Source organism: Sodalis sp. RH20 (assembly GCF_047324205.1).
GTDB lineage: Bacteria > Pseudomonadota > Gammaproteobacteria > Enterobacterales > Enterobacteriaceae > Acerihabitans.
This window is the reverse complement of record NZ_CP178733.1, coordinates 363432-383140: the sequence shown is the minus strand read 5'-3', so window position 1 is coordinate 383140 and position 19709 is coordinate 363432. Positions and strand designations below refer to the sequence as shown.

Annotated in this window: 17 protein-coding genes and 1 pseudogene; 8 read left to right on the top strand and 10 right to left on the bottom strand. The window is 59.5% G+C overall.

Going from position 1 to position 19709, the window contains the following annotated elements:
• Positions 1–160: 160 nt before the first annotated feature.
• From ppk1 to yegD, 6 genes and pseudogenes are all read left to right on the top strand, one after another.
• On the top strand, positions 161–2230 hold the full coding sequence (gene ppk1 / locus ACL2XM_RS01810; protein WP_410014078.1) for a polyphosphate kinase 1: 2070 nt from the start codon (positions 161–163) through the stop codon (positions 2228–2230).
• A 3-nt stretch (positions 2231–2233) separates the two neighbouring features.
• Positions 2234–3769 (top strand): exopolyphosphatase, encoded by a 1536-nt coding sequence (gene ppx, locus ACL2XM_RS01805; protein WP_413732196.1) that lies wholly within the window; start codon positions 2234–2236, stop codon positions 3767–3769.
• 263 nt (positions 3770–4032) lie between these two features.
• The gene (locus ACL2XM_RS01800) at positions 4033–4179 is read left to right on the top strand and encodes a YfgG family protein (protein ID WP_410014076.1); all 147 of its coding nucleotides are present in this window, start codon (positions 4033–4035) and stop codon (positions 4177–4179) included.
• Positions 4180–4559: 380 nt separating this feature from the next.
• Positions 4560–5819 (top strand): annotated as a pseudogene (locus tag ACL2XM_RS01795) (magnesium transporter); the annotation flags it as partial.
• 142 nt (positions 5820–5961) lie between these two features.
• Complete coding sequence (locus ACL2XM_RS01790) at positions 5962–9324, top strand: diguanylate cyclase (RefSeq protein ID WP_413732194.1); 3363 nt, start codon at positions 5962–5964, stop codon at positions 9322–9324.
• Positions 9325–9396: 72 nt separating this feature from the next.
• Entirely contained in the window at positions 9397–10755 is a 1359-nt protein-coding gene (gene yegD, locus ACL2XM_RS01785; RefSeq protein WP_413732193.1) for a molecular chaperone, read from the top strand.
• Positions 10756–10789: 34 nt separating this feature from the next.
• Here the strand turns inward: yegD and ureG are convergent, their stop codons facing one another.
• From ureG to ACL2XM_RS01745, 8 genes are all read right to left on the bottom strand, one after another.
• The gene (gene ureG / locus ACL2XM_RS01780; RefSeq protein WP_413723401.1) at positions 10790–11425 is read right to left on the bottom strand and encodes an urease accessory protein UreG; all 636 of its coding nucleotides are present in this window, start codon (positions 11423–11425) and stop codon (positions 10790–10792) included.
• A gap of 105 nt (positions 11426–11530) precedes the next feature.
• Positions 11531–12208, bottom strand: a complete 678-nt coding sequence (locus ACL2XM_RS01775) for an urease accessory protein UreF (RefSeq protein WP_410016753.1) — start codon at positions 12206–12208, stop codon at positions 11531–11533.
• A gap of 1 nt (position 12209) precedes the next feature.
• Positions 12210–12662, bottom strand: a complete 453-nt coding sequence (gene ureE / locus ACL2XM_RS01770) for an urease accessory protein UreE (protein WP_410014072.1) — start codon at positions 12660–12662, stop codon at positions 12210–12212.
• Positions 12663–12679: 17 nt separating this feature from the next.
• A complete protein-coding gene (gene ureC, locus ACL2XM_RS01765) occupies positions 12680–14383 on the bottom strand; it encodes an urease subunit alpha (protein WP_413729673.1) in 1704 nt (567 codons plus the stop codon).
• Positions 14380–14697: an urease subunit beta gene (locus ACL2XM_RS01760; RefSeq protein ID WP_410014070.1), complete on the bottom strand. Its 318-nt coding sequence runs from the start codon at positions 14695–14697 to the stop codon at positions 14380–14382. The genes ureC and ACL2XM_RS01760 overlap by 4 nt, the downstream gene beginning before the upstream one ends.
• A gap of 16 nt (positions 14698–14713) precedes the next feature.
• The gene (locus ACL2XM_RS01755) at positions 14714–15016 is read right to left on the bottom strand and encodes an urease subunit gamma (RefSeq protein ID WP_323476240.1); all 303 of its coding nucleotides are present in this window, start codon (positions 15014–15016) and stop codon (positions 14714–14716) included.
• 11 nt (positions 15017–15027) lie between these two features.
• Entirely contained in the window at positions 15028–15861 is an 834-nt protein-coding gene (locus ACL2XM_RS01750; RefSeq protein ID WP_410014069.1) for an urease accessory protein UreD, read from the bottom strand.
• 341 nt (positions 15862–16202) lie between these two features.
• Positions 16203–16715, bottom strand: coding sequence for a GNAT family N-acetyltransferase (locus ACL2XM_RS01745; protein ID WP_413723403.1), 513 nt, complete (start codon positions 16713–16715; stop codon positions 16203–16205).
• 147 nt (positions 16716–16862) lie between these two features.
• Between ACL2XM_RS01745 and ACL2XM_RS01740 the strand changes: the two genes are divergently transcribed.
• Together ACL2XM_RS01740 and ACL2XM_RS01735 are read left to right on the top strand one after the other, a co-directional pair.
• Positions 16863–17093, top strand: a complete 231-nt coding sequence (locus ACL2XM_RS01740; RefSeq protein WP_410014067.1) for a DUF1272 domain-containing protein — start codon at positions 16863–16865, stop codon at positions 17091–17093.
• 177 nt (positions 17094–17270) lie between these two features.
• A complete protein-coding gene (locus ACL2XM_RS01735) occupies positions 17271–17453 on the top strand; it encodes a hypothetical protein (RefSeq protein ID WP_410014066.1) in 183 nt (60 codons plus the stop codon).
• 96 nt (positions 17454–17549) lie between these two features.
• Here ACL2XM_RS01735 and ACL2XM_RS01730 read toward each other — a convergent pair whose 3' ends face one another.
• Together ACL2XM_RS01730 and ACL2XM_RS01725 are read right to left on the bottom strand one after the other, a co-directional pair.
• On the bottom strand, positions 17550–18506 hold the full coding sequence (locus tag ACL2XM_RS01730; protein ID WP_413729671.1) for an aldo/keto reductase: 957 nt from the start codon (positions 18504–18506) through the stop codon (positions 17550–17552).
• 31 nt (positions 18507–18537) lie between these two features.
• The gene (locus ACL2XM_RS01725) at positions 18538–19467 is read right to left on the bottom strand and encodes a LysR substrate-binding domain-containing protein (RefSeq protein WP_413732190.1); all 930 of its coding nucleotides are present in this window, start codon (positions 19465–19467) and stop codon (positions 18538–18540) included.
• Between the last annotated feature and the right edge of the window lie 242 nt (positions 19468–19709).

The following is a 19709-nucleotide window of genomic DNA, read 5'->3' as shown; positions in this document are numbered from 1 at the left end:
GTCAACCCTATGGTCGGTACTGATTAAGGAAGCCTATGTTGCCTGTAAGATATTAAGATGACAATCTTAAGAAGGTTGTTCTGATGGACTTTGCTCCCGTGGGGGCGATAATACTCTTAATACAGGATCCCCCCTTCCTGAACAAATTAACGGAGTGGCAATGGGTCAGGAAAAGCTTTACAGCGAAAAAGAACTGAGTTGGTTATCGTTTAATGAACGTGTTTTGCAGGAAGCCGCGGACAAATCCAATCCGCTCATTGAGCGTATGCGGTTTTTAGGCATTTATTCCAACAACCTGGACGAGTTTTATAAAGTCAGGTTCGCGGAATTAAAACGGCGCATCCTGATAAGCGAAGAACAAGGATCCAAGGTAACATCGCGCCATCTGCTCAATAAAATCCAGGCCAAGGTGCTCAATGCCGAGCAGGAGTTCGATAATCTCTATAACGATCTGCTGCTGGAAATGGCGCGCAACCAGATATTCCTGATTAACGAACGGCAATTATCCCCCAATCAGCAGGAGTGGCTGCGCGTATATTTCAAACAGCAGCTGCGCCAGCATATTACGCCGATCCTCATCCAGCATGACACGAATCTGGTGCAATTCCTGAAGGATGACTATACCTATCTGGCGGTGGAGATTATCCGCGGCCAGGAGACCAACTACGCCCTGCTGGAAATTCCGGCCGATAAAGTGCCGCGTTTTATCAATCTGCCCGCCGAGCCGCCACGCCGGCGCAAACCGATGATTTTGCTTGATAATATCCTGCGCTATTGCCTTGACGATATTTTTATCGGCTTTTTTGACTACGATACCCTGAACGCCTACTCCATGAAAATGACCCGTGACGCGGAGTATGACCTGGTCACGGAAATGGAGTCGAGCCTGCTGGAGCTGATGTCGTCAAGCCTTAAGCAGCGCCTGACCGCGGAGCCGGTACGGTTTGTCTACCAGCGCGATATGCCCAACAGCATGGTGGAAATGCTCAAGGATAAGCTGGGTATTTCATCCTATGACTCGGTCATCCCGGGCGGCCGTTACCATAATTTCAAGGATTTTATTACCTTCCCCAACGTCGGCAAGGCCAACCTGGTGAATAAACCGTTGCCGCGCCTGCGCCATACGTGGTTCGAACACTTCCGCAACGGATTCGACGCCATCCGGGAACGGGATATATTGCTGTATTACCCTTATCATACCTTCGAGCACGTCCTGGAATTATTGCGCCAGGCGTCCTTCGACCCCAACGTGCTGTCGATTAAAATCAATATTTACCGGGTGGCGAAAGATTCGCGCATTATCGACGCCATGATCCATGCCGCCCATAACGGCAAAAAAGTCACCGTGGTGGTGGAGTTGCAGGCGCGCTTTGATGAAGAAGCCAATATCCACTGGGCAAAACGGCTGACCGAGGCCGGCGTCCATGTGATTTTCTCCGCCCCGGGGCTTAAGATCCACGCCAAGCTGTTCCTGATATCGCGCATGGAAGGCGAGGAGATCATGCGCTATGCGCATATCGGCACCGGCAACTTCAATGAAAAAACCGCTCGCCTCTACACCGATTATTCTCTGATTACCGCCGACCCGCGCATTACCAACGAAGTGCGGCGGGTGTTTAATTTTATCGAAAATCCTTATCGTCCGGTCAGCTTCGATTATCTGATGGTATCGCCCCAGAATTCGCGCCATATGCTGTACCAGATGATCGATCAGGAAATCGCCAATGCCCAGGCCGGGCTTGCCTCGGGCATTACGCTTAAGATTAACAACCTGGTGGATCAGGGGCTTATCGACCGGCTGTACGCGGCCTCCGGCGTGGGGGTGCGCATCCGTATCCTGGTGCGCAGCATGTGCTCGCTGATCCCCAACCTGCCGGGCATCAGCGACAATATCCAGGTAACCAGCATCGTCGACCGGTACCTGGAGCACGATCGGGTCTATGTCTTTGAAAACGGCGGTGATAAAAAGGTATTCCTCTCCTCCGCCGACTGGATGACCCGCAATATCGATTACCGTATCGAAGTGGCGGTGGCGCTGCTGGACCCGCGCCTCAAGCAGCAGGTTCTGGATATTCTGGCATTACTGTTCAGCGATACGGTAAAAGCGCGCTATATTGATGCCGCCCTCAGTAATCGCTATGTCCCGCGCGGCAATCGTCGTAAGGTACGTGCGCAGATAGCCATCTATGATTATATTAAGCGACTTGAGCAATCCGGAGATCAGGCCTGACGTATGCCATTAAATAACTTAACCACGCCCAAACCCGAAGAATTCGCGGCCATCGATCTGGGATCGAACAGCTTCCATATGGTGGTCGCCCGGGTGGTCAACGGCGCGTTGCAAGTGCTGAGCCGGCTAAAGCAGCGGGTGCACCTGGCCGACGGGCTGGATGCCAATAATGTGTTAAGCGACGAGGCCATAGAGCGCGGGATAAACTGCCTGGCGCTGTTTGCCGAGCGCCTGCAGGGGTTTTCCCCGCTGCGGGTGACCATTGTCGGCACCCATGCCCTGCGCGAGGCGGTGAATGCCGAAAAGTTTCTCACCCTGGCGGCGCAGGTGATCCCCTACCCGATTGAAATTATTTCCGGCCATGAGGAAGCGCGGCTGATTTTTATGGGCGTGGAGCATACCCAATCCGAAAAAGGCCGCAAGCTGGTGATTGATATCGGCGGCGGCTCGACGGAGCTGGTGATTGGCGAAAATTTCGAGCCTATCCTGGTGGAAAGCCGCAGGATGGGGTGCGTGAGTTTCGGCAATCTGTTTTTCCCCGGCGGCGTCATCAGCCCGGCGCATTTCCGGCGCGCCCGCCTCGCGGCGGCGCAAAAAGTGGAAACCCTGGCCTGGCAATACCGCATTCTCGGCTGGCAGGTGGCCCTGGGCGCGTCCGGCACCATCAAGGCGGCCTGTGAAGTGCTGCTGGCGCTGGGCGAAAAAGACGGCGCCATTACGCCTGAGCGTTTGCAACTGCTGCATGACAAAATCATGAAGTTTAAAAATTTCAGCGCCCTGAACCTGCCGGGACTGTCCGATGAGCGAAAGAGCGTGTTCGTGCCCGGCCTGGCGATTCTGTGCGGCGTGGTGGATGCCCTGGCCATCAGTGAATTACAGCTTTCCGACTGCGCCCTGCGCGAAGGGGTGCTGTATGAGATGGAAGGCCGCTTCCGGCATCAGGATATTCGCTCGCGCACCGCCAGAAGCCTGGCGGAACACTACAATATCGACAGCGATCAGGCCAAACGCGTCTGCGACACCACCGATCATCTGTATCAGCAATGGTGCCGGCAGAACGAGGATTTGCAAAACCCGCAGCTGGAAGCGCTGTTGATCTGGGCCGCGCAGTTGCATGAAGTGGGCCTGGGTATTAACCATAGCGGTTTGCAGCGTCATTCGGCCTATATATTGCAGCAGACCAATATGCCGGGATTTAACCAGGAACAGCAGCTGTTGCTGGCGACATTGGTGCGTTTTCACCGCAAGGGCATCAAGCTCGACGACATGCCGCGCCTGACGCTGTTCAAGAAAAAGCATTTTCTGCCCTGCCTGCAGTTACTGCGGCTGGCCGTATTGCTGAATAACCAGCGCCAGGCCACCTCGCCGACGCAGCTGCGGCTGCTGACCCACGAGCATCATTGGACGCTGGTGTTCCCGGCCGGTTTTTTCGCCCAGAACAATCTGGTGCAGCTGGATTTGGAACGGGAGCAAGCATACTGGGCGGAAGTTCCCGGCTGGCGCCTTGATATCACCGAGGAAGCCGAGGCGGTGAGTTAACCGCGGCGCGCAGAGGCTCCCGGCGTAGGGGGCCATGGCGCGCTATGGCTTAGCACAATGTTACCGCCCCAGGCTCATGTGCGGCTTGTGTGCGGTTTGACATGGATGTATAACATTCTTATGACTGAAAAGCGTCCGGAGATCATACAATCGCTTCCCCAATGCGGTTATACTGACAACCGATGCCGTTATCCCATAACCTTGAAAGGACCCCTTTAGTGAAGTTGGCCTATCCTATGCGCAGACGACGAACCTCGGTGCGAATGACTCGCTGGATCCTGTTTATCAGCTTTATTTTTTTATTCGCCCGTCTGATCTTCGCCACACTTGGCGCCTGGGACCATCACCAGGATACCCTGTCGGAACCGGCCGGCCAGATCATCAATGTCGACAATAGCCACGACGATTAATCCCGCCCCCGCCGCCGTTCGCGTGTAGCCGGCTGTAAGCTGTTCCGGCACAGGCCCGCGCAATCCGCTGCGCCGCGACCGTTTTCCCCGTCGCTTTTATCGCGTCCGATCCTTCCCGCGCCCCGCTGTGCTATCTATACTGCTTGCGACGGTAACCGATTTATCCGCCCGCAGCCCATAGTCAAACACGGGGAACGCACGCTATGCCCGCCATCAAACAACACTCCCTGGAACTGACCGGCCTGCGCCGTCAGGTACTGGGTTTACTGCTGTCCAACCGGGCGCTGGTCGACAGCATCCTGGGAAGGCCGGCGCGCGATACCTCGGTCGCTCCCCAGCTCATTTCCGACCAGACCGGCCGGCTGGTGGCGATTCAACGGCACCTGCACGCGGCGGATCTGGCGGATTTGCTGGAAAGCCTGCCCCATGATGAGCGGCTGGCGCTCTGGCGGCTGGTGGGCAACGATAAGCGCGGCAAAACGCTGGTGGAAGCCTCCGAAAGCGTCTGGGAAAGCCTGATCGCCGGAATGAGCAACCGCGATATCCTCAATGCCATCAGGCCGCTGGATGTCGACGAGCAGGCCTACCTGGCCCGCTATCTGCCGCGGGATCTGGTCGGCCGCATGCTGACGTCCCTGGAACCGCACCAGCGCGCCCAGGTACGGGCAATGATGAATTTTGACCGGGATAGCGTTGGCCATCATATGGATTTCGAACTGGCGGCGATTCGTCCCGACGTAACGCTCGCCACGGTGCAACGCTACCTGCGCTTACGCAAAACGCTGCCGGCCAATACCGATAAACTCTTTGTCGTCGATCGCCACAATCTGCTGGTGGGGGAACTGGCGCTGTCCACGCTGCTGCTTAAGCCGCTGCAGAAAAAGGTCCTTGAGGTCATGGATCCCAATCCCACTACCTTTCATCCGGAAGATCGGGCGGAGGACGCGGCCGGCGCGTTTGAACGTTACGATTTGATTACCGCGCCGGTGGTCGATGTCAAAGGCAAGCTGATGGGCAGGCTGAGCATCGAACATATGGTCGATCTGTTTTTTGAGGAAAACGACAGCAACCTGCGTAACCTGGGCGGTTTAAGCCCCGCCGAGGATATTTTCGCCCCGGTGAGCAAAACGGTGCGCACCCGCTGGGCGTGGCTGGCGGTCAACCTGTGCACCGCGTTTATCGCCTCCAGGGTGATCGGACTGTTTGAAGGCACGATATCGCAACTGGTGTCGCTGGCGGCCCTGATGCCCATCGTCGCCGGCATCGGCGGCAATACCGGTAATCAAACCATCACCATGATTGTCCGCGCGCTGGCGCTGCATCAGCTGGAAAAAGGCAACGCGGTGTTTTTACTGCTGCGGGAATTGGGCGTGGCGTTGATCAACGGCCTGGTCTGGGGCGGCATTATGGGCATCGTCACCTGGCTGCTCTATCGCGACGCGGGCCTTGGCGGCGTCATGATGCTGGCCATGCTGCTTAACCTGGTGCTGGCGTCATTGATGGGGGTGCTGATTCCGCTCACCATGGTACGCTTCGGTCAGGATCCGGCGGTGGGATCAAGCGTGATGATTACCGCCGTGACCGACACCGGCGGTTTTTTTATTTTTCTCGGGCTGGCGACGCTGTTTTTAATGCATTAACACGCCCTTTTTCTGACCACGGCGCGGCGCAAGGTTCAGACCATCAGACCTATTATGTCCTTTGCTTATGTATAAACGGCCTAAACACACTTTTATGCGGTTTCTGAACTATTCTAACTATAAGAAAGCCTAGGATTCTATTATGCATGCCAACGACGCAGCCTCCGCTTATAAGGTTAAAAAAACAGGGATATTTATTGCGGCGGTAGCTTTGCTGGTTTTCATCTTGTCCATGGCTTGCCTGCGCCTCAATCATTACGCCGAACCCTTGTCCCCCTTATGGCTTGTCACCGCCGTTATGCTGTCGGTGCTGTTTTCCTGCCCGTGGCGCCGCTGGCCGGCGATGATACTGTGCTGCGCACTGGCGGTCATTGCCGCCCATAGGCTGATGGCGGAGGATATGCCGGCCGCATTGCCCCTGATTGGCATTTCCTTTGCCGAGGCCGCCTGCGGCGCCTGGCTGCTGAAATGGACGTTAGATCCCCTCGATCCGCTGGACGGCATCGTGCCCTGGATGAAGTTTTTCCTGATTGCGGTGCTCCTGATCCCCTTTCTCGGCGCGCTGGCCGCGGGTTTCCTTGCCGCGCCCGCCCATATCGGTTTCATGGCGTTCGCGCCGCAGTGGTTTACCGCCGAGGCCACCGGCGTCCTGGCGCTGACGCCGGTGGGCATGCTCTGCCGGCACCAGACGCTGCCGCTGATGCTAAAACAGCGATCCTGGCTGGAACTGCTGCTGATGATCCTGCTGACGCTGGTTATCAGCTATTTTGCCCTGCGGTTTTTCCCCTTCCCCTTTACCATTATTATTCTGCCGCTGCTGATGGGCGCCATACGCTTGCCGCGCTTTGAAGCCTTCGGCCTGTTTTTAGTCGCCACCCTGGCATTATTCATTACGCTGAGTACCGGGTTTATCAAGGTGGGTTCACCCACCAGCAATCACCTCGCCATTTTATTGCATATACCGCTGTTGATGATCCTGATCCCCGCCAATGCGATGGCCATGGTCATGTACGCCTTTCGCCTGGAACGCGGCCATATCATGCAAAGCGAGACCCGTTTTCGCAACGCCATGGAGTATTCCGCCATCGGCATGGCCTTGGTCTCGCTGGAAGGCACCTGGATGCAGGTGAATAAAGCGCTGTGCCGGTTCCTGGGCTATGAGGCCGCCGAACTGAAGAAGCTCAGTTTCCAGGAGATCACCTATCCGGCCGATCTCAGTTCCGATCTTATCCAACTCAACGATCTGGTTAACGGCCATATTGATAGCTATACGCTGGAAAAACGCTATATCCGCGGCGATGGGGAAATTGTCTGGGCGCTGCTGGCGGTATCCGTGGTGCGCGACCAGCAGAGCAAGCCGCTCTATTTTATTTCCCAAATAGAAGATATCAGCGAAATCAAACACAACAATATTATCAACCAGCGCCTGATGGAGCGCATTACCCTGGCCAACGAGGCGGGCGGCGTCGGTATCTGGGAGTGGGATGTCGAGGCGAAAATCATGAGCTGGGATAAGCGCATGATGGAAATTTACGCCATGCAATCCGGCGAAACCGTCAGCTATGACTATTGGCTGGCGCGCATTATCGATGAAGACCGGCCTTTGGCCCTGCAAACCCTGAACGAATCCCTGGAGGAAAATAAGCCGTTCCTGCTGGCATTCCGCATTCGCCATCCCGGCGGGGAAATCCGCCATATCCGCGCCTACGCCAATATGCTGATGGATGAGAACGACCGGGTGGTGCGCATGCTGGGCGTCAATCTGGATATGACCAGCGAGGTCCGCCTCCGGGAGGCCCTGCACGAGGAAAAGGAACGGCTGCATATTACCCTCGATTCCATCGGCGACGCGGTGATTTCCGTAGACCAGGGGATGCGCGTCAATTTCATGAACCCGGTGGCGGAAAAGATGACCGGCTGGCGCCAGGAGAAAGCCCATGGCCGGCATATCGACAGCATTATGCATATCAGCCTCGGCGTCGATGGCCCGCGGGTGGGCATGTCGATGGACGATGTCAATGCCGGGCCCCACGAGGGGTTGACCCTGCGCCAGGATCTGGTGCTCAACAACCGCAAAGGCACGCTGTTCGATATTCATTACAGCGCCACGCCGCTCAAGAACCTGAAGGGGGAAATCCTGGGCGCGGTGCTGGTTATCAAGGATGTCAGCGAGTCGCGCCAGTTGCTGTTGCAGCTCAGTTACAATGCGTCCCATGATGTCTTGACCGGCCTGCCGAACCGGGCCAGTTTCAAACAGCATCTTGATGCCGCGCTCCTGACGGCAACGCGCGAAAAACGCCGTCACGCCCTGGTCTTTATCGATCTGGACCGGTTCAAACAGATTAACGACACGGCCGGACACGCGGCGGGCGACGCCTTGCTGCTGGAGCTCGGCCTGCTGATGCAGGACAATATCCGGCAGTATGATTGCCTGGCGCGACTCGGCGGAGACGAGTTCGGCCTGCTCCTCACCGATTGTCCCTTACCCGAGGCACAGGGTCTGGCCCAGCGCGTCATCGATGCGGTTAACGCCTACCGCTTTTATTGGCAGGAGCAATTATTCCGTATCGGCGGCAGCGCCGGCGTCACGCTGATATCGGCGGATAATTGCGATCCCAAGGAAGTCATGGCCCAGGCCGACAGCGCCTGCTATGCGGCAAAACATAGCGGCCGCGGCCAGGTATTGTTATACGAGGCGCGGCAGGATCCCGCCGGCCCCGCGTCGGTAACACAGGATATCCTGAGCCGCGAGCGGCTGCTTGATATGATGGATAACGAGAGTCTCCACGTGCAGATCGAGGCGGTCGCGCCGCCCGATGCCAGGCTTGAAGTGGGTTTCTACCTGATAAGTTTCGTCATCCAGGGCCGGGACGCATTACTGGTCAGCCAGGAAGACTTTATGCGCGCGGCGCGGGCGCGTCATTTATCGCTGGCGGTGGATCGCTGGCTGCTAGGTCAGATCTTCACCGTCCATGGCGCCGCCATCGCCGCCCAGGGGATTTGCCTGGTACTCCCTCTGTCCATGGCAGGGCTGGCCGACGCAGACGTGATGGATGAGCTGCTGTCTCTCGGCGAGCGCCATCCTTTACTGAACGCGCGCCGGCTGATTATCAGTCTCGACGGCGAGGATTTCATGGCCGCTTATCCCGCCGCCGGGCTGGCCGCGGACCGATTGCGCCAGTACGGCTACCCCATCATGCTTAATCAGTTCGGCGCCGATTTAGGCGCGTTTAACAAGTTGAAAGCGGGGCATATCGATTATATCAGGCTGCCTGACCCGTTTATCGCCAATGTTCATTGCAGCCAGATGGACGATATTATGGTCAGGGTGATCCACGGCCATATCCATCGCCTGCGGGCGCGCTCCCTGGCCGGTCCCGCCAACCTGCCCGCCACGCTCGCCGCCCTTGCCGCCATCGGCGTCGATTTCGCCGCCGGCGAAACCGTAGGCCAGAGCCTGCCGCTGTCCACCCTATTGAATAAAGGCTATTTCACTGTTCAATAATCGTCGCGCGCCGTTGCCTGCTTCCCGACATTGCTGTAAAGTTCCCCGCCTCATCGGCATGGGGAGGCAGCGATGTTTATTGGTTTTGACTACGGTACCGCGAACTGCTCGGTCGCGGTGATGGACGGCGACCGGCCGCGCTTATTGCCGCTGGACGGCGCGTCGCCCTATATGGCCTCTATGCTTTGCGCGCCGACGCGCGAGGCTGTCAGCGAATACCTGCATCAGTTCTGGCAGGTGCCCACCGGCAGTGATGAAAATCAACGGCTGCTGCGCCGGGCGATTAACGCCAACCGGGAAGAAGATATCGTCCTGACGGAGCAAAGCCTGCAGTTCGGCAGGCAGGCGCTGGCAAATTATATTGCCGATCCCGAAGAGGTTTATTTCGTCAAATCGCCTAAATCCTTCCTGGGCGCCAACGGTCTCAAGCCGCAGCAGATTGCGCTGTTCGAGGATCTGGTCTGCGCCATGATGCGTTATATCAAACGCCAGGCCGAGGCGGCCTTGTCCACGCCCATTACCCAGGCCATGATTGGCCGGCCGGTCAATTTCCAGGGCACCGGCGGCGAGGAAGCCAACCGTCAGGCCCAGGATATTTTGCAGCGGGCCGCCTCACGCGCCGGGTTTACCGATATCGACTTCCAGTTCGAGCCGGTGGCCGCGGGGCTGGATTTCGAAGCCACCCTCGATCGGGAAAAAATTGTCCTGGTGGTGGATATCGGCGGCGGCACCACCGACTGCTCGCTGCTGCTGATGGGGCCGGAATGGCTGAAGCAGCGGGATCGCCGGCAAAGCCTGCTGGGGCACAGCGGCTGCCGCGTCGGCGGCAACGATCTGGATATCATGCTGGCGTTTAAATCGCTGATGCCGGAGCTGGGCCTGGGCGGCATGACGGAAAAAGGCCTGGCGCTGCCCGCCCTGCCGTTCTGGCAGGCGGTGGCGATTAACGATATCCCGGCGCAGGGTGATTTTTACAGCAACAATAACGGCCGGTTCCTGCGTGAACTGATCCGCGATGCCGCCGATCCCGAACGCGTCGGCGCCTTACTGCAGGTCTACCGGCAGCGGTTAAGCTATCGCCTGGTGAAGAGCGCGGAAGAGAGCAAAATCGCCCTGTCCAGCGAACCGGCGACCCGGGCGGGCCTGGAGTTTATCCGCCCCGGCATGCAGGTGCCCATCTGCCAGGCGGAACTGGAGGAGGCCATCAGGGCGCCGCTGGGCCGGATCCGGCAACAGGTGGACGACGTGCTGGCGCAGGGCGCCGCGCCGCGGCCGGATGTGGTCTATCTCACCGGCGGCAGCGCCCGCTCGCCGCTGTTGCGCCAGGCGCTTGAGCGCAGCCTGCCGGACATTCCGATCGCCGGCGGCGATGATTTCGGCTCGGTCACCGCCGGACTGGCGCGCTGGGCGCAGCGCCAGTTCATCGCCTGAAGCCGGGCGGCGGCCGTAGCGCCTGGCCGGCGGCTTAGCGCGGCAACCCGCCGTCGGTTTCCAGCAGGCCCTGGCGGATGATAAAGGCGATCAGCGTATCCAGGCCGTCGCCGGTTTTCAGGTTGGTGAACGCCCAGGGGCGCGCTGGCCGCATCCGGTTGGTATCGCGCTCCATCACCTCCAGCGATGCGCCGACGTAGGGCGCCAGATCGATTTTATTGATCACCAGGAAATCGGATTTGGTAATGCCCGGCCCGCCTTTGCGCGGGATCTTCTCCCCTTCCGCCACGTCAATCACGTAAACGGTCAGATCGGCCAGCTCCGGACTGAAGGTCGCGCTCAGGTTATCGCCGCCGCTTTCGATGAAAATAATGTCCAGATTGCCGAATTTGCGCGCCAGATCCTCCACCGCCGCCAGGTTCATGGACGCATCCTCGCGAATGGCGGTATGCGGGCAACCGCCGGTTTCCACACCGACGATACGATCGGCCGCCAGCGCGCCCGCCTCGGTGAGGATGCGCTGATCTTCCCTGGTATAAATATCGTTGGTCACCACCGCCAGCTGATAGCGATCGCGCAGCGATTTACACAGCACCTCCAGCAGCGCGGTCTTGCCGGAACCCACCGGACCGCCGACGCCGACGCGTAAGGGTTGTTTATATTCTTGCATCTTAACTCCCGGATAACATCGCAAAATAGGGCATTGTTCAATAACCCGTGCCGCACTCAGCACAGGGGGCGAAGCGTCCGCCGTTTGCGCCCGATACTGACATCATCAGGAACGAAACAGGCGTGAATACTGGGTTTCATGGCGGGACGACGCAATGGCCTGCAGCGGAAAACTGCCGCCCAGCGCATCGTCCTCCAGCCGCCCGGCGCGGGCGAATGCCGCCGGCAGCAGCGCGGACAGCTCACGTAACAGGCTTTGCGCCTTCTGCTGGCCGAACGGCACCAGCTTCAGCCCCGCCATGACGCCGCTTTCCAGCACGCTGTAGCCGTAGCCCATGGCCAGCGCCTCCAGAGGAATCGCCCATTGCCAGCCCAGCCAGGCCATACCCGCCAATTGGCTCTGGCGCAGCGCCGGCAGCCATGCGCCGTCCAGCGGCAGGTCCGGCCATTCCAGGATCAGCCGGCTTAACGCCTGGCCCCGCTGCTGTTCTTCGCGCCTGAGCTCGCAGGTCTCGCGCGCGGCCAGCAGAAAATCGCTCCAGCGGGCAAATTGTCCGCTGTCATCCGCCGCGCAGGCCCGGTACAGGCGGATCAATACCGGCCAGTCCAGGCCGCCTAAGGTGTCGGCGATAATCTGCCGCTGCCAGTCGGCAAAGGCGTCGCCTGACATAACCCAGCCCGCCTCCACCGCCCATTCCAGCCCCTGCGAATAGGTAAAACCGCCCACCGGCAGGCTGGGGCTGATAAGCTGCATCAGGCGCAGCAGCGCGGTTTGCTCCAGCATATCAGTGCGGATGATGATGGCCATGGGGCGCGCTCTGGTACGCCCCGGCCTCGGGTTCGAACGCCGCCTGCTCGGTCCTGACCGCCGCGCCCAATCCCATCACCATGGCGTCCAGCACATGATCGTGCTGATAGCGCACCCAATCGCGCTCGATCTGCAACGGCACATGGCGGTTGCCCAGGTGATAGCAGACCCGCGCCAGCAGCAGCGTATCGCGCGCATACACCGTGGAGACGGTTTCAGGCGCGGCAATCACCCGCACGACTTCGTCGCCGTCTTCGGTGGCAAGCACGTCCCCGCCGCGGATCACCTGCCCGCGCGGCAACAGCAGGCCGGCCTCGCGGCCGTCGTCCAGCCGCACCTGGGCCCGGCTCTTGATGCGTGTATCCAGATCCAGCGTCACGGTGGCGGTAGCCTCTAAAGCCTTATCAAGGTGTTTCGTTAAAACAATCATCCTGATTCCCGACTCGGTTAAAAAAGAAAATAGCGCTGCGCCATCGGTAAAATATCGGCGGGCTCGCAGGTCAGGAGTTCGCCGTCGGCCCGGACCTGATAGGTCTGCGCGTCCACCTCGATGGTAGGCTGCCAGTGATTATGGATCATATCGGCCTTCCTGACGTGGCGGCAGTGCCTGACCTCGCCCAGCAGGCTTTGCAGGCCCAGCCGGCCGGCCAGGCCGTTGCCGTATGCCGCCTGGGACAAAAACGTCATGCGCGTGGCATGGCGCGCGCCGCCGAGCGCGCCGAACATCGGGCGGTAGTGGACCGGCTGCGGCGTGGGAATCGACGCGTTGGCATCGCCCATCGGCGCCATGGCGATCATGCCGCCCTTAATGATAAGCGCCGGCTTGACGCCGAAAAACGCCGGCGACCACAGTACCAGATCCGCCAGCTTGCCGCGCTCGATGGAGCCAACCTCATGGGATATGCCGTGGGTGATGGCCGGGTTGATGGTGTATTTGGCGATATAGCGCTTGACCCGGAAATTGTCGTTGCGCTCACCGTCCGGCGCCAGCGGGCCGCGCTGCACCTTCATTTTATGCGCCGCCTGCCAGGTGCGCAGGATCACCTCGCCCACCCGGCCCATCGCCTGCGAGTCGGACGACAGCATGGAAAACGCGCCCAAATCGTGCAGGATATCCTCGGCGGCGATGGTTTCACGCCGGATGCGCGATTCGGCGAACGCCACGTCCTCGGCGATGCCGGCGTCAAGATGGTGGCAAACCATCAGCATATCCAGATGCTCGTCGATGGTGTTCACCGTATAAGGCATGGTGGGGTTGGTGGATGAGGGCAGGATATTCGCGTGGCCGCACACCTTGATGATATCCGGCGCATGGCCGCCCCCCGCGCCCTCGGTATGATAGGTATGGATGGTGCGATCGCCGATGGCGGCCAGCGTATCCTCGACAAATCCCGCTTCGTTCAGGGTGTCGGTATGGATAGCCACCTGCACATCATAATTATCCGCCACGCCCAGGCAGCAATCGATGGCCGCCGGCGTGGTTCCCCAGTCCTCATGCAGCTTCAGGCCGATGGCCCCGGCTTCCACCTGTTCGGCCAGCGCTGCCGGCTGCGACGCGTTGCCCTTACCGGTAAAACCGATATTGACCGGCAGGGTTTCCGCCGCCTGCAGCATGCGCGCCAGATACCAGGGACCGGGGGTGCAGGTGGTGGCGTTGGTGCCCGCCGCGGGCCCGGTGCCGCCGCCGATCATGGTCGTTACGCCGGCGCAGATGGCTTCTTCCACCTGCTGCGGGCAGATAAAATGAATATGCGCGTCGATACCGCCGGCGGTGACGATTTTGCCCTCTGCCGCCACCACTTCAGTGCCGGGACCGATGGGGATGGTCACCCCGGGCTGGATGTCCGGGTTGCCTGCCTTGCCGATGCCGACGATCCGTCCGTCCTTGACGCCGATATCCGCTTTAACGATACCCCAGTGATCGATAATCAGGGCGTTGGTCAGCACCAGATCGACACAAAACGCCGACGTCATCTGCCCCTGCCCCATGCCGTCGCGGATCACTTTGCCGCCGCCGAACTTTACCTCTTCGCCATACAGGGTAAAGTCCTTTTCCACTTCGATCCACAGCTCGGTATCCGCCAGCCGCAGCCGGTCGCCCACCGTGGGGCCAAACATTTCCGCATAGGCGCGGCGGGAAATTCTGCTCATGACGATGACTCCAGCTTACCCATGATTTCCCCGCGAAAGCCGTAGACTTCGCGTTTGCCCGCATAGGCCACCAGGGTAACGTCCCGGGATTGTCCCGGCTCGAAGCGCACCGCCGTGCCGGCGGCGATATCCAGCCTGAACCCGCGCGCCGCCGCGCGATCGAACTTCAGCGCCGGATTAACTTCGAAAAAATGGTAATGCGATCCCACCTGTACCGGCCGGTCGCCATGGTTGGCGACGGTAACCGTCACGCGATCGCGGTCGGTGTTAAGCTCGATATCGCCCTCGGCGATACACATTTCACCAGGTATCATAACGCCTCGCTGCTTGTCAGATTATCGGATCGTGGACCGTCACCAGTTTGGTGCCGTCGGGGAAGGTCGCTTCCACCTGCACGTCGGGGATCATTTCCGGCACCCCTTCCATCACGTCATCGCGGGTTAATACCTCGCGGCCCAGGCTCATCAGTTCGGCCACCGTCAGCCCGTCGCGCGCGCCCTCCAGGATCGCGGCGCTTATCAGCGCCACCGCCTCCGGATAATTCAGCTTCAGCCCACGGGCCTGTCGCCGTTCCGCCAGAAGGGCGGCGGTAAACAGCAACAGCTTGTCTTTTTCTCTTGGCGACAATTCCATTCTTCAACTCCTCAGGTTGCCCAGATACGCGGGGGCGACGCTTCCAGCCCCAGCATCCCGGGCCGTAAACAGGCCCAGATCCGGTGCAGCAGATGCTGCAGCCGCTGGTTATCATTATCCAGCACCCGTACGACCAGCAATGAATCCAGCAGGCTGGCGCCGGCCGCCGGCGCATGGGCGGCGTCGAGCAGCAGACGCACCTCGGCCAGCATCTTCTCGGTGACGGGGGTGGCATAAAAGGTCGCGCTTAGCGGATGGCCGCCCAGTTTTTCCAGCCGGCCCGCGCTGATGCGCAACCGCTCGAACAGGCCCGGCGATCCCGGCAGGATAATGCGCAGGGACGCATCCAGGCTACCGGAGGTAAAGGCTTCGCCGGCCGCCGGCCGGCCAAGGCATAGGGTTTCAAAGCCCAGCAGGCGCGCGCCGGGGGCCAGCCGGAACTCGGTATCGATAGCCACCCTGGCGGCCGGGAACAAAATATTATCCTGCGGCAGCCATTCAAGTATGCTGTCCTCGCCGAGCGAAAATCGCTGCGACACCCGGGCCAGCTGGCCCGCGCTGCGGTAAAATTTGGTGGCGCCCGGCATGGTCAGCAGCGCATGACTCTGCGCCGCCATGGCGACCGATAATTCAAGCCGGTCACCGCCGACCACGCCGCCCGGCGGATGCAGCAAATAGACGTGGGGGTGATCGGCCTGGGGATAAAACGCCCGCTGCACCCGGTAGGGTCCGCTATGCCGCCGGGTCGTCAGCAACGTCCGGCCGTGGCGCCGCTCGAATCCCAGCGCGAGCTTACCCAGCCAGCCCGCGGGCGGCGGCACGGGTAGAACAGTGTCGTTTGTCATAGCACCCTACTGCACGGCATACCATGGCCTTGTAGTGACAGGCCATGAGATAACAAGTCCAAAGCCTTTCCGTAGCAATATTTAAGCCAATTCTCAACCGGGGATCACCTGTGCTCACGCCCTCATGGCGCACCATATTAGTGCCATGCCTGCACCCCAAGCGGTAACAGCGATAAAAATGCGCCATGCCGGTGCGCAAGGGTGAACGCGCTATAACGCCAACACCGCCTTCCCCGGCGGGAAAAACAGGGTTACCCGCCGACCCGGGTTCAGCTATAGGGCGAGATAAAATTAACCGTTGGGCGCGTTAAGGCACCGGGGATTAGGGGGCTAAAATGGCGTTAAGCCAAGGCGCCAGAACCGCGCAACATGGCGTACAGGGCGGTATCCCAGCGCTCCCGGCCCACTTTGGCCGAGCTGCGGCGCACGCCTTCGCGGATAAAACCCAGTTTTTCATAGGTGTGGATTGCCGCCTGGTTAAAGGTGTAGACATTCAGTTCCAGACGCTCAATCAGCGGCTCGGCAAACACCCGCTGCACAATGGCGCTCAGGAAGGGGATGGCGATGCCCTGCCCCCGGTTGGCGGGGTTCACGGCCACCCGCCCCAGCAGGGCGACGCCGTTGCGCCAGTCAAAAGTCACCTGGGCGGTAGCGGTGGCCGCGCCGGGCTCCCCGGCGCAAAACAGCCATCTCCGGGGAGGCGTGCCGGCCGATTCGCCGAGCATTTCAGCTAATTGCGGCGGATCCAGGGGAAAACGCGGCAGGGGACCGCCCCATTGCGCCAGCTCTTTTTCGGTGTTAAACCAGCGGCAGATGCCGGGAAAATCAGCTTCCGCCATATGACGTATATTCATTCTACCCCGCCGTGTAAGGACATTAACCCGACCCTGGGATATCTGTCCCGAAATGGACCTCATCCCGGCCGCTTTTGGCCTGTACTATATCAATATATTTTGTTAAAAATCACAAGTTGCCGTCAAACTTTATTACGTGGGGAAAAGATGCTTGAATTACGCCCGAACTGCGAACGCTGTGATTGCGATTTACCCCCCGCAAGCCATCAGGCGCGCATCTGTTCTTATGAATGCACCTTCTGCGCCGACTGTGCCGCCAATGAACTTAATAATACCTGCCCCAACTGCGGCGGAGAATTAACTGCCAGGCCCATCCGTCCACCCCACCGGCTTAAACTGCATCCTGCCTCGACACGGCGTATTATTGCAAAACGTTAACTTTCAGCTATCGAATCCATCTATGAAAGCAGCTATCAAAGATAAGGCATTAACGTAATATGCTTTCATCGGCGACAAAGGAATGATGACCATTCGGTGCTGGCCGATAGATAAAGGATTAATACCCTTATCCGGCCCACTTTTTGTGCATAAAATTAACGTTATCCGAGGCAAAAAATGTATAATTTTTCACGTTTTCAGGCAAAAGAATTGGCATTGGCCTATATGAGCGGCAAGGCCACCGGCCTGACGCCGGAAGAATTTTTTCAACAGGTGATGAAAGCGGAAAAATCCTTTGATTCCCTGATCAGAACAGGAACCGCGCAGCCCGCCAAGGGTGTGCTGGTCAAATCCTTTTAACGCCCGCGGGCGGGAAAGTGAAGCCGCCCGCCCGGTATGATGCCCTACCCGGCGCGTGGCTCCTCCCGGCATGGCTGCGCGCCGCGGCCGCGAGGTTTATTTCCAGGCGCTGGCTTCATCCAGCACGCGGACATCCTCGGCGCTGAGCCGCAGTTCAAGCGCTTGCGCCAGTTCGTCAAGCTGTTCCACCGACGTTGCGCTGGCAATAGGCGCCGTGATGCCGGGCTGCTTGAGATTCCAGGCCAGCGCCACCTGGGTCGGCGTGACCTGGTGCTGCTCGCTGACGGCATCCAGCGCCTTCAGGATGCGCAGGCCGCGCGGGTTTAAGTATCCCTCGACCACGCTTTGCCCGCGCGGGCTTTTGGCGGCATCTTCGGCGGCGCGGTATTTACCGGTCAGGAAGCCGCTTGCCAGCGCGTAAAAGTTGATTACGCCAACGCCATGCGCGGTCACCACCGGCGCCAGGTTTTGCTCGTATTCCTGGCGATCGTAGAGATTAAACTTGGGCTGCAGCGTTTCATAACGCGCCAGGCCATTCTGTTCGCTGATGCGCAGCGCCTGCGCCAGGCGTGGACCTTCATAATTCGACGCCCCGATGGCCCGCACCTTGCCTGCTTTAATCAAGGCGTCGAACGCGGCCAGGGTCTCCTCCAGCGGTACGGACTTGTCGTCGTCGTGGGATTGATACAGATCGATATAATCGGTTTGCAGGCGCTTAAGCGACTCTTCCACCGCGCGTTTGATATACCCCGCCGACAGCCCCTTTTTATCGCCGCCCATGGGCTTGCCCACCTTGGTGGCGATAATCATCCCGTCCCGCCTGCCGCTTTTTTTCAGCCACTCGCCGATAATGGTTTCGGATTCGCCGCCCTGGTTGCCGTCAACCCAGGCCGAGTAGACGTCGGCCGTATCGATGAAATTCAGCCCGCGCTCCGCCAGGGCGTCAAGCAGGCGAAAAGACATCTGCCGATCGATGGTCCAGCCAAATACATTGCCGCCGAATGCCAGCGGCGGCACGGTAATCCCGGAACGGCCCAGTGTTCTTGTTTCCATGGTGATACCCCCTTATTGCTGTTGAGCGTTACTATTTTGCCATGCTGACTACCTTAGCATTCCCCAGGTTACGCGCCAGCCTTTGCCGGCTCTCCCGCGCCTCCCGCTCCAGCCAGTGCTTGAACAGCGTAAGCGAAGGCGACAGGACCTTTTGCTCAGGATGAATCAGATAATAAGAGGCGCCGCTTTGTATGCACAGCGGAAACGGCGCCGTCAGGCGCCGGGCCTCAAGATCGAACTCCAGCAGGCAGAGATCGCCCATGGCGATGCCATATCCCTGCAGGGCCGCGGTCATGGCCAGATCCAGCGTGTCAAAATGCTGCGCCTTGGTCAGCGGCGCTACGTCGCAGCCCGCCGTCTTTAACCATAATAGCCAATCGCGGCGATCGCGGGTGGGATGAAGCAGGGTTTTATCCACCAGCCGGGCGACGTCGGCGTCAGGCGCGGTCCACAGTGCCGGGATGCACACCGGAGTGAGTATTTCATCAAACAGCGGGGTGGCCTGGATGCGTTTATTCTCCGGCCGGCCGAAGATCACCGCCGCGTCAAAATGTTCGCTGGCGAAATTAACGCCGTGCGAGAATGAGGTGGTCAGGGCGATATCGATTTCCGGATGCTGGTTTTGCAGTTGCATAATGCGCGGCAGCAGCCAGCGCATGGCGCAAGTGGGGCATTTTACCCGCAGCGTGCCCGTGCGCCTGGCGGCAAGGGCGAGCGTGGCGTCGATTTGCCCCAGCGCCTGCTGCAGCGGCGCCAGCAGGGCGGCGCCCTGCTCGGTCAGTTCCAGTCCCCGCGCCTGGCGAATAAACAGCGCGCAGCCCAGGTGCCGTTCCAGGCCGGCTATCTGGCGGCTGACGGCGCCCTGGGTGAGATGCATATGTCGCGCGGCATGGGTGAAATTTAGCCGCTCAGCGACTACGATAAAGGTTTTCAGCACGTCCAGCGAGGGCAGCGGATTCATGATTCGGCTCCGGATAACAGCAGGATTGATGAAACATCCACGGGCATGGCTCCAGTGGTAATAGGGCCGGCGAAGGCGGCTGCGCCGCGCTGATGAGATTATCGCCGCGCTCCAGGCATGTTCCCGGCGCATGGCATGCATGATAAAGGATCGGTTGTCGCGCGGCCGGATATGTTGCTTAATCATGATTCATCCAGCCTTACGTGTCACGGCTTTTGCGGTTTTAACCCTACCAGGAGGTT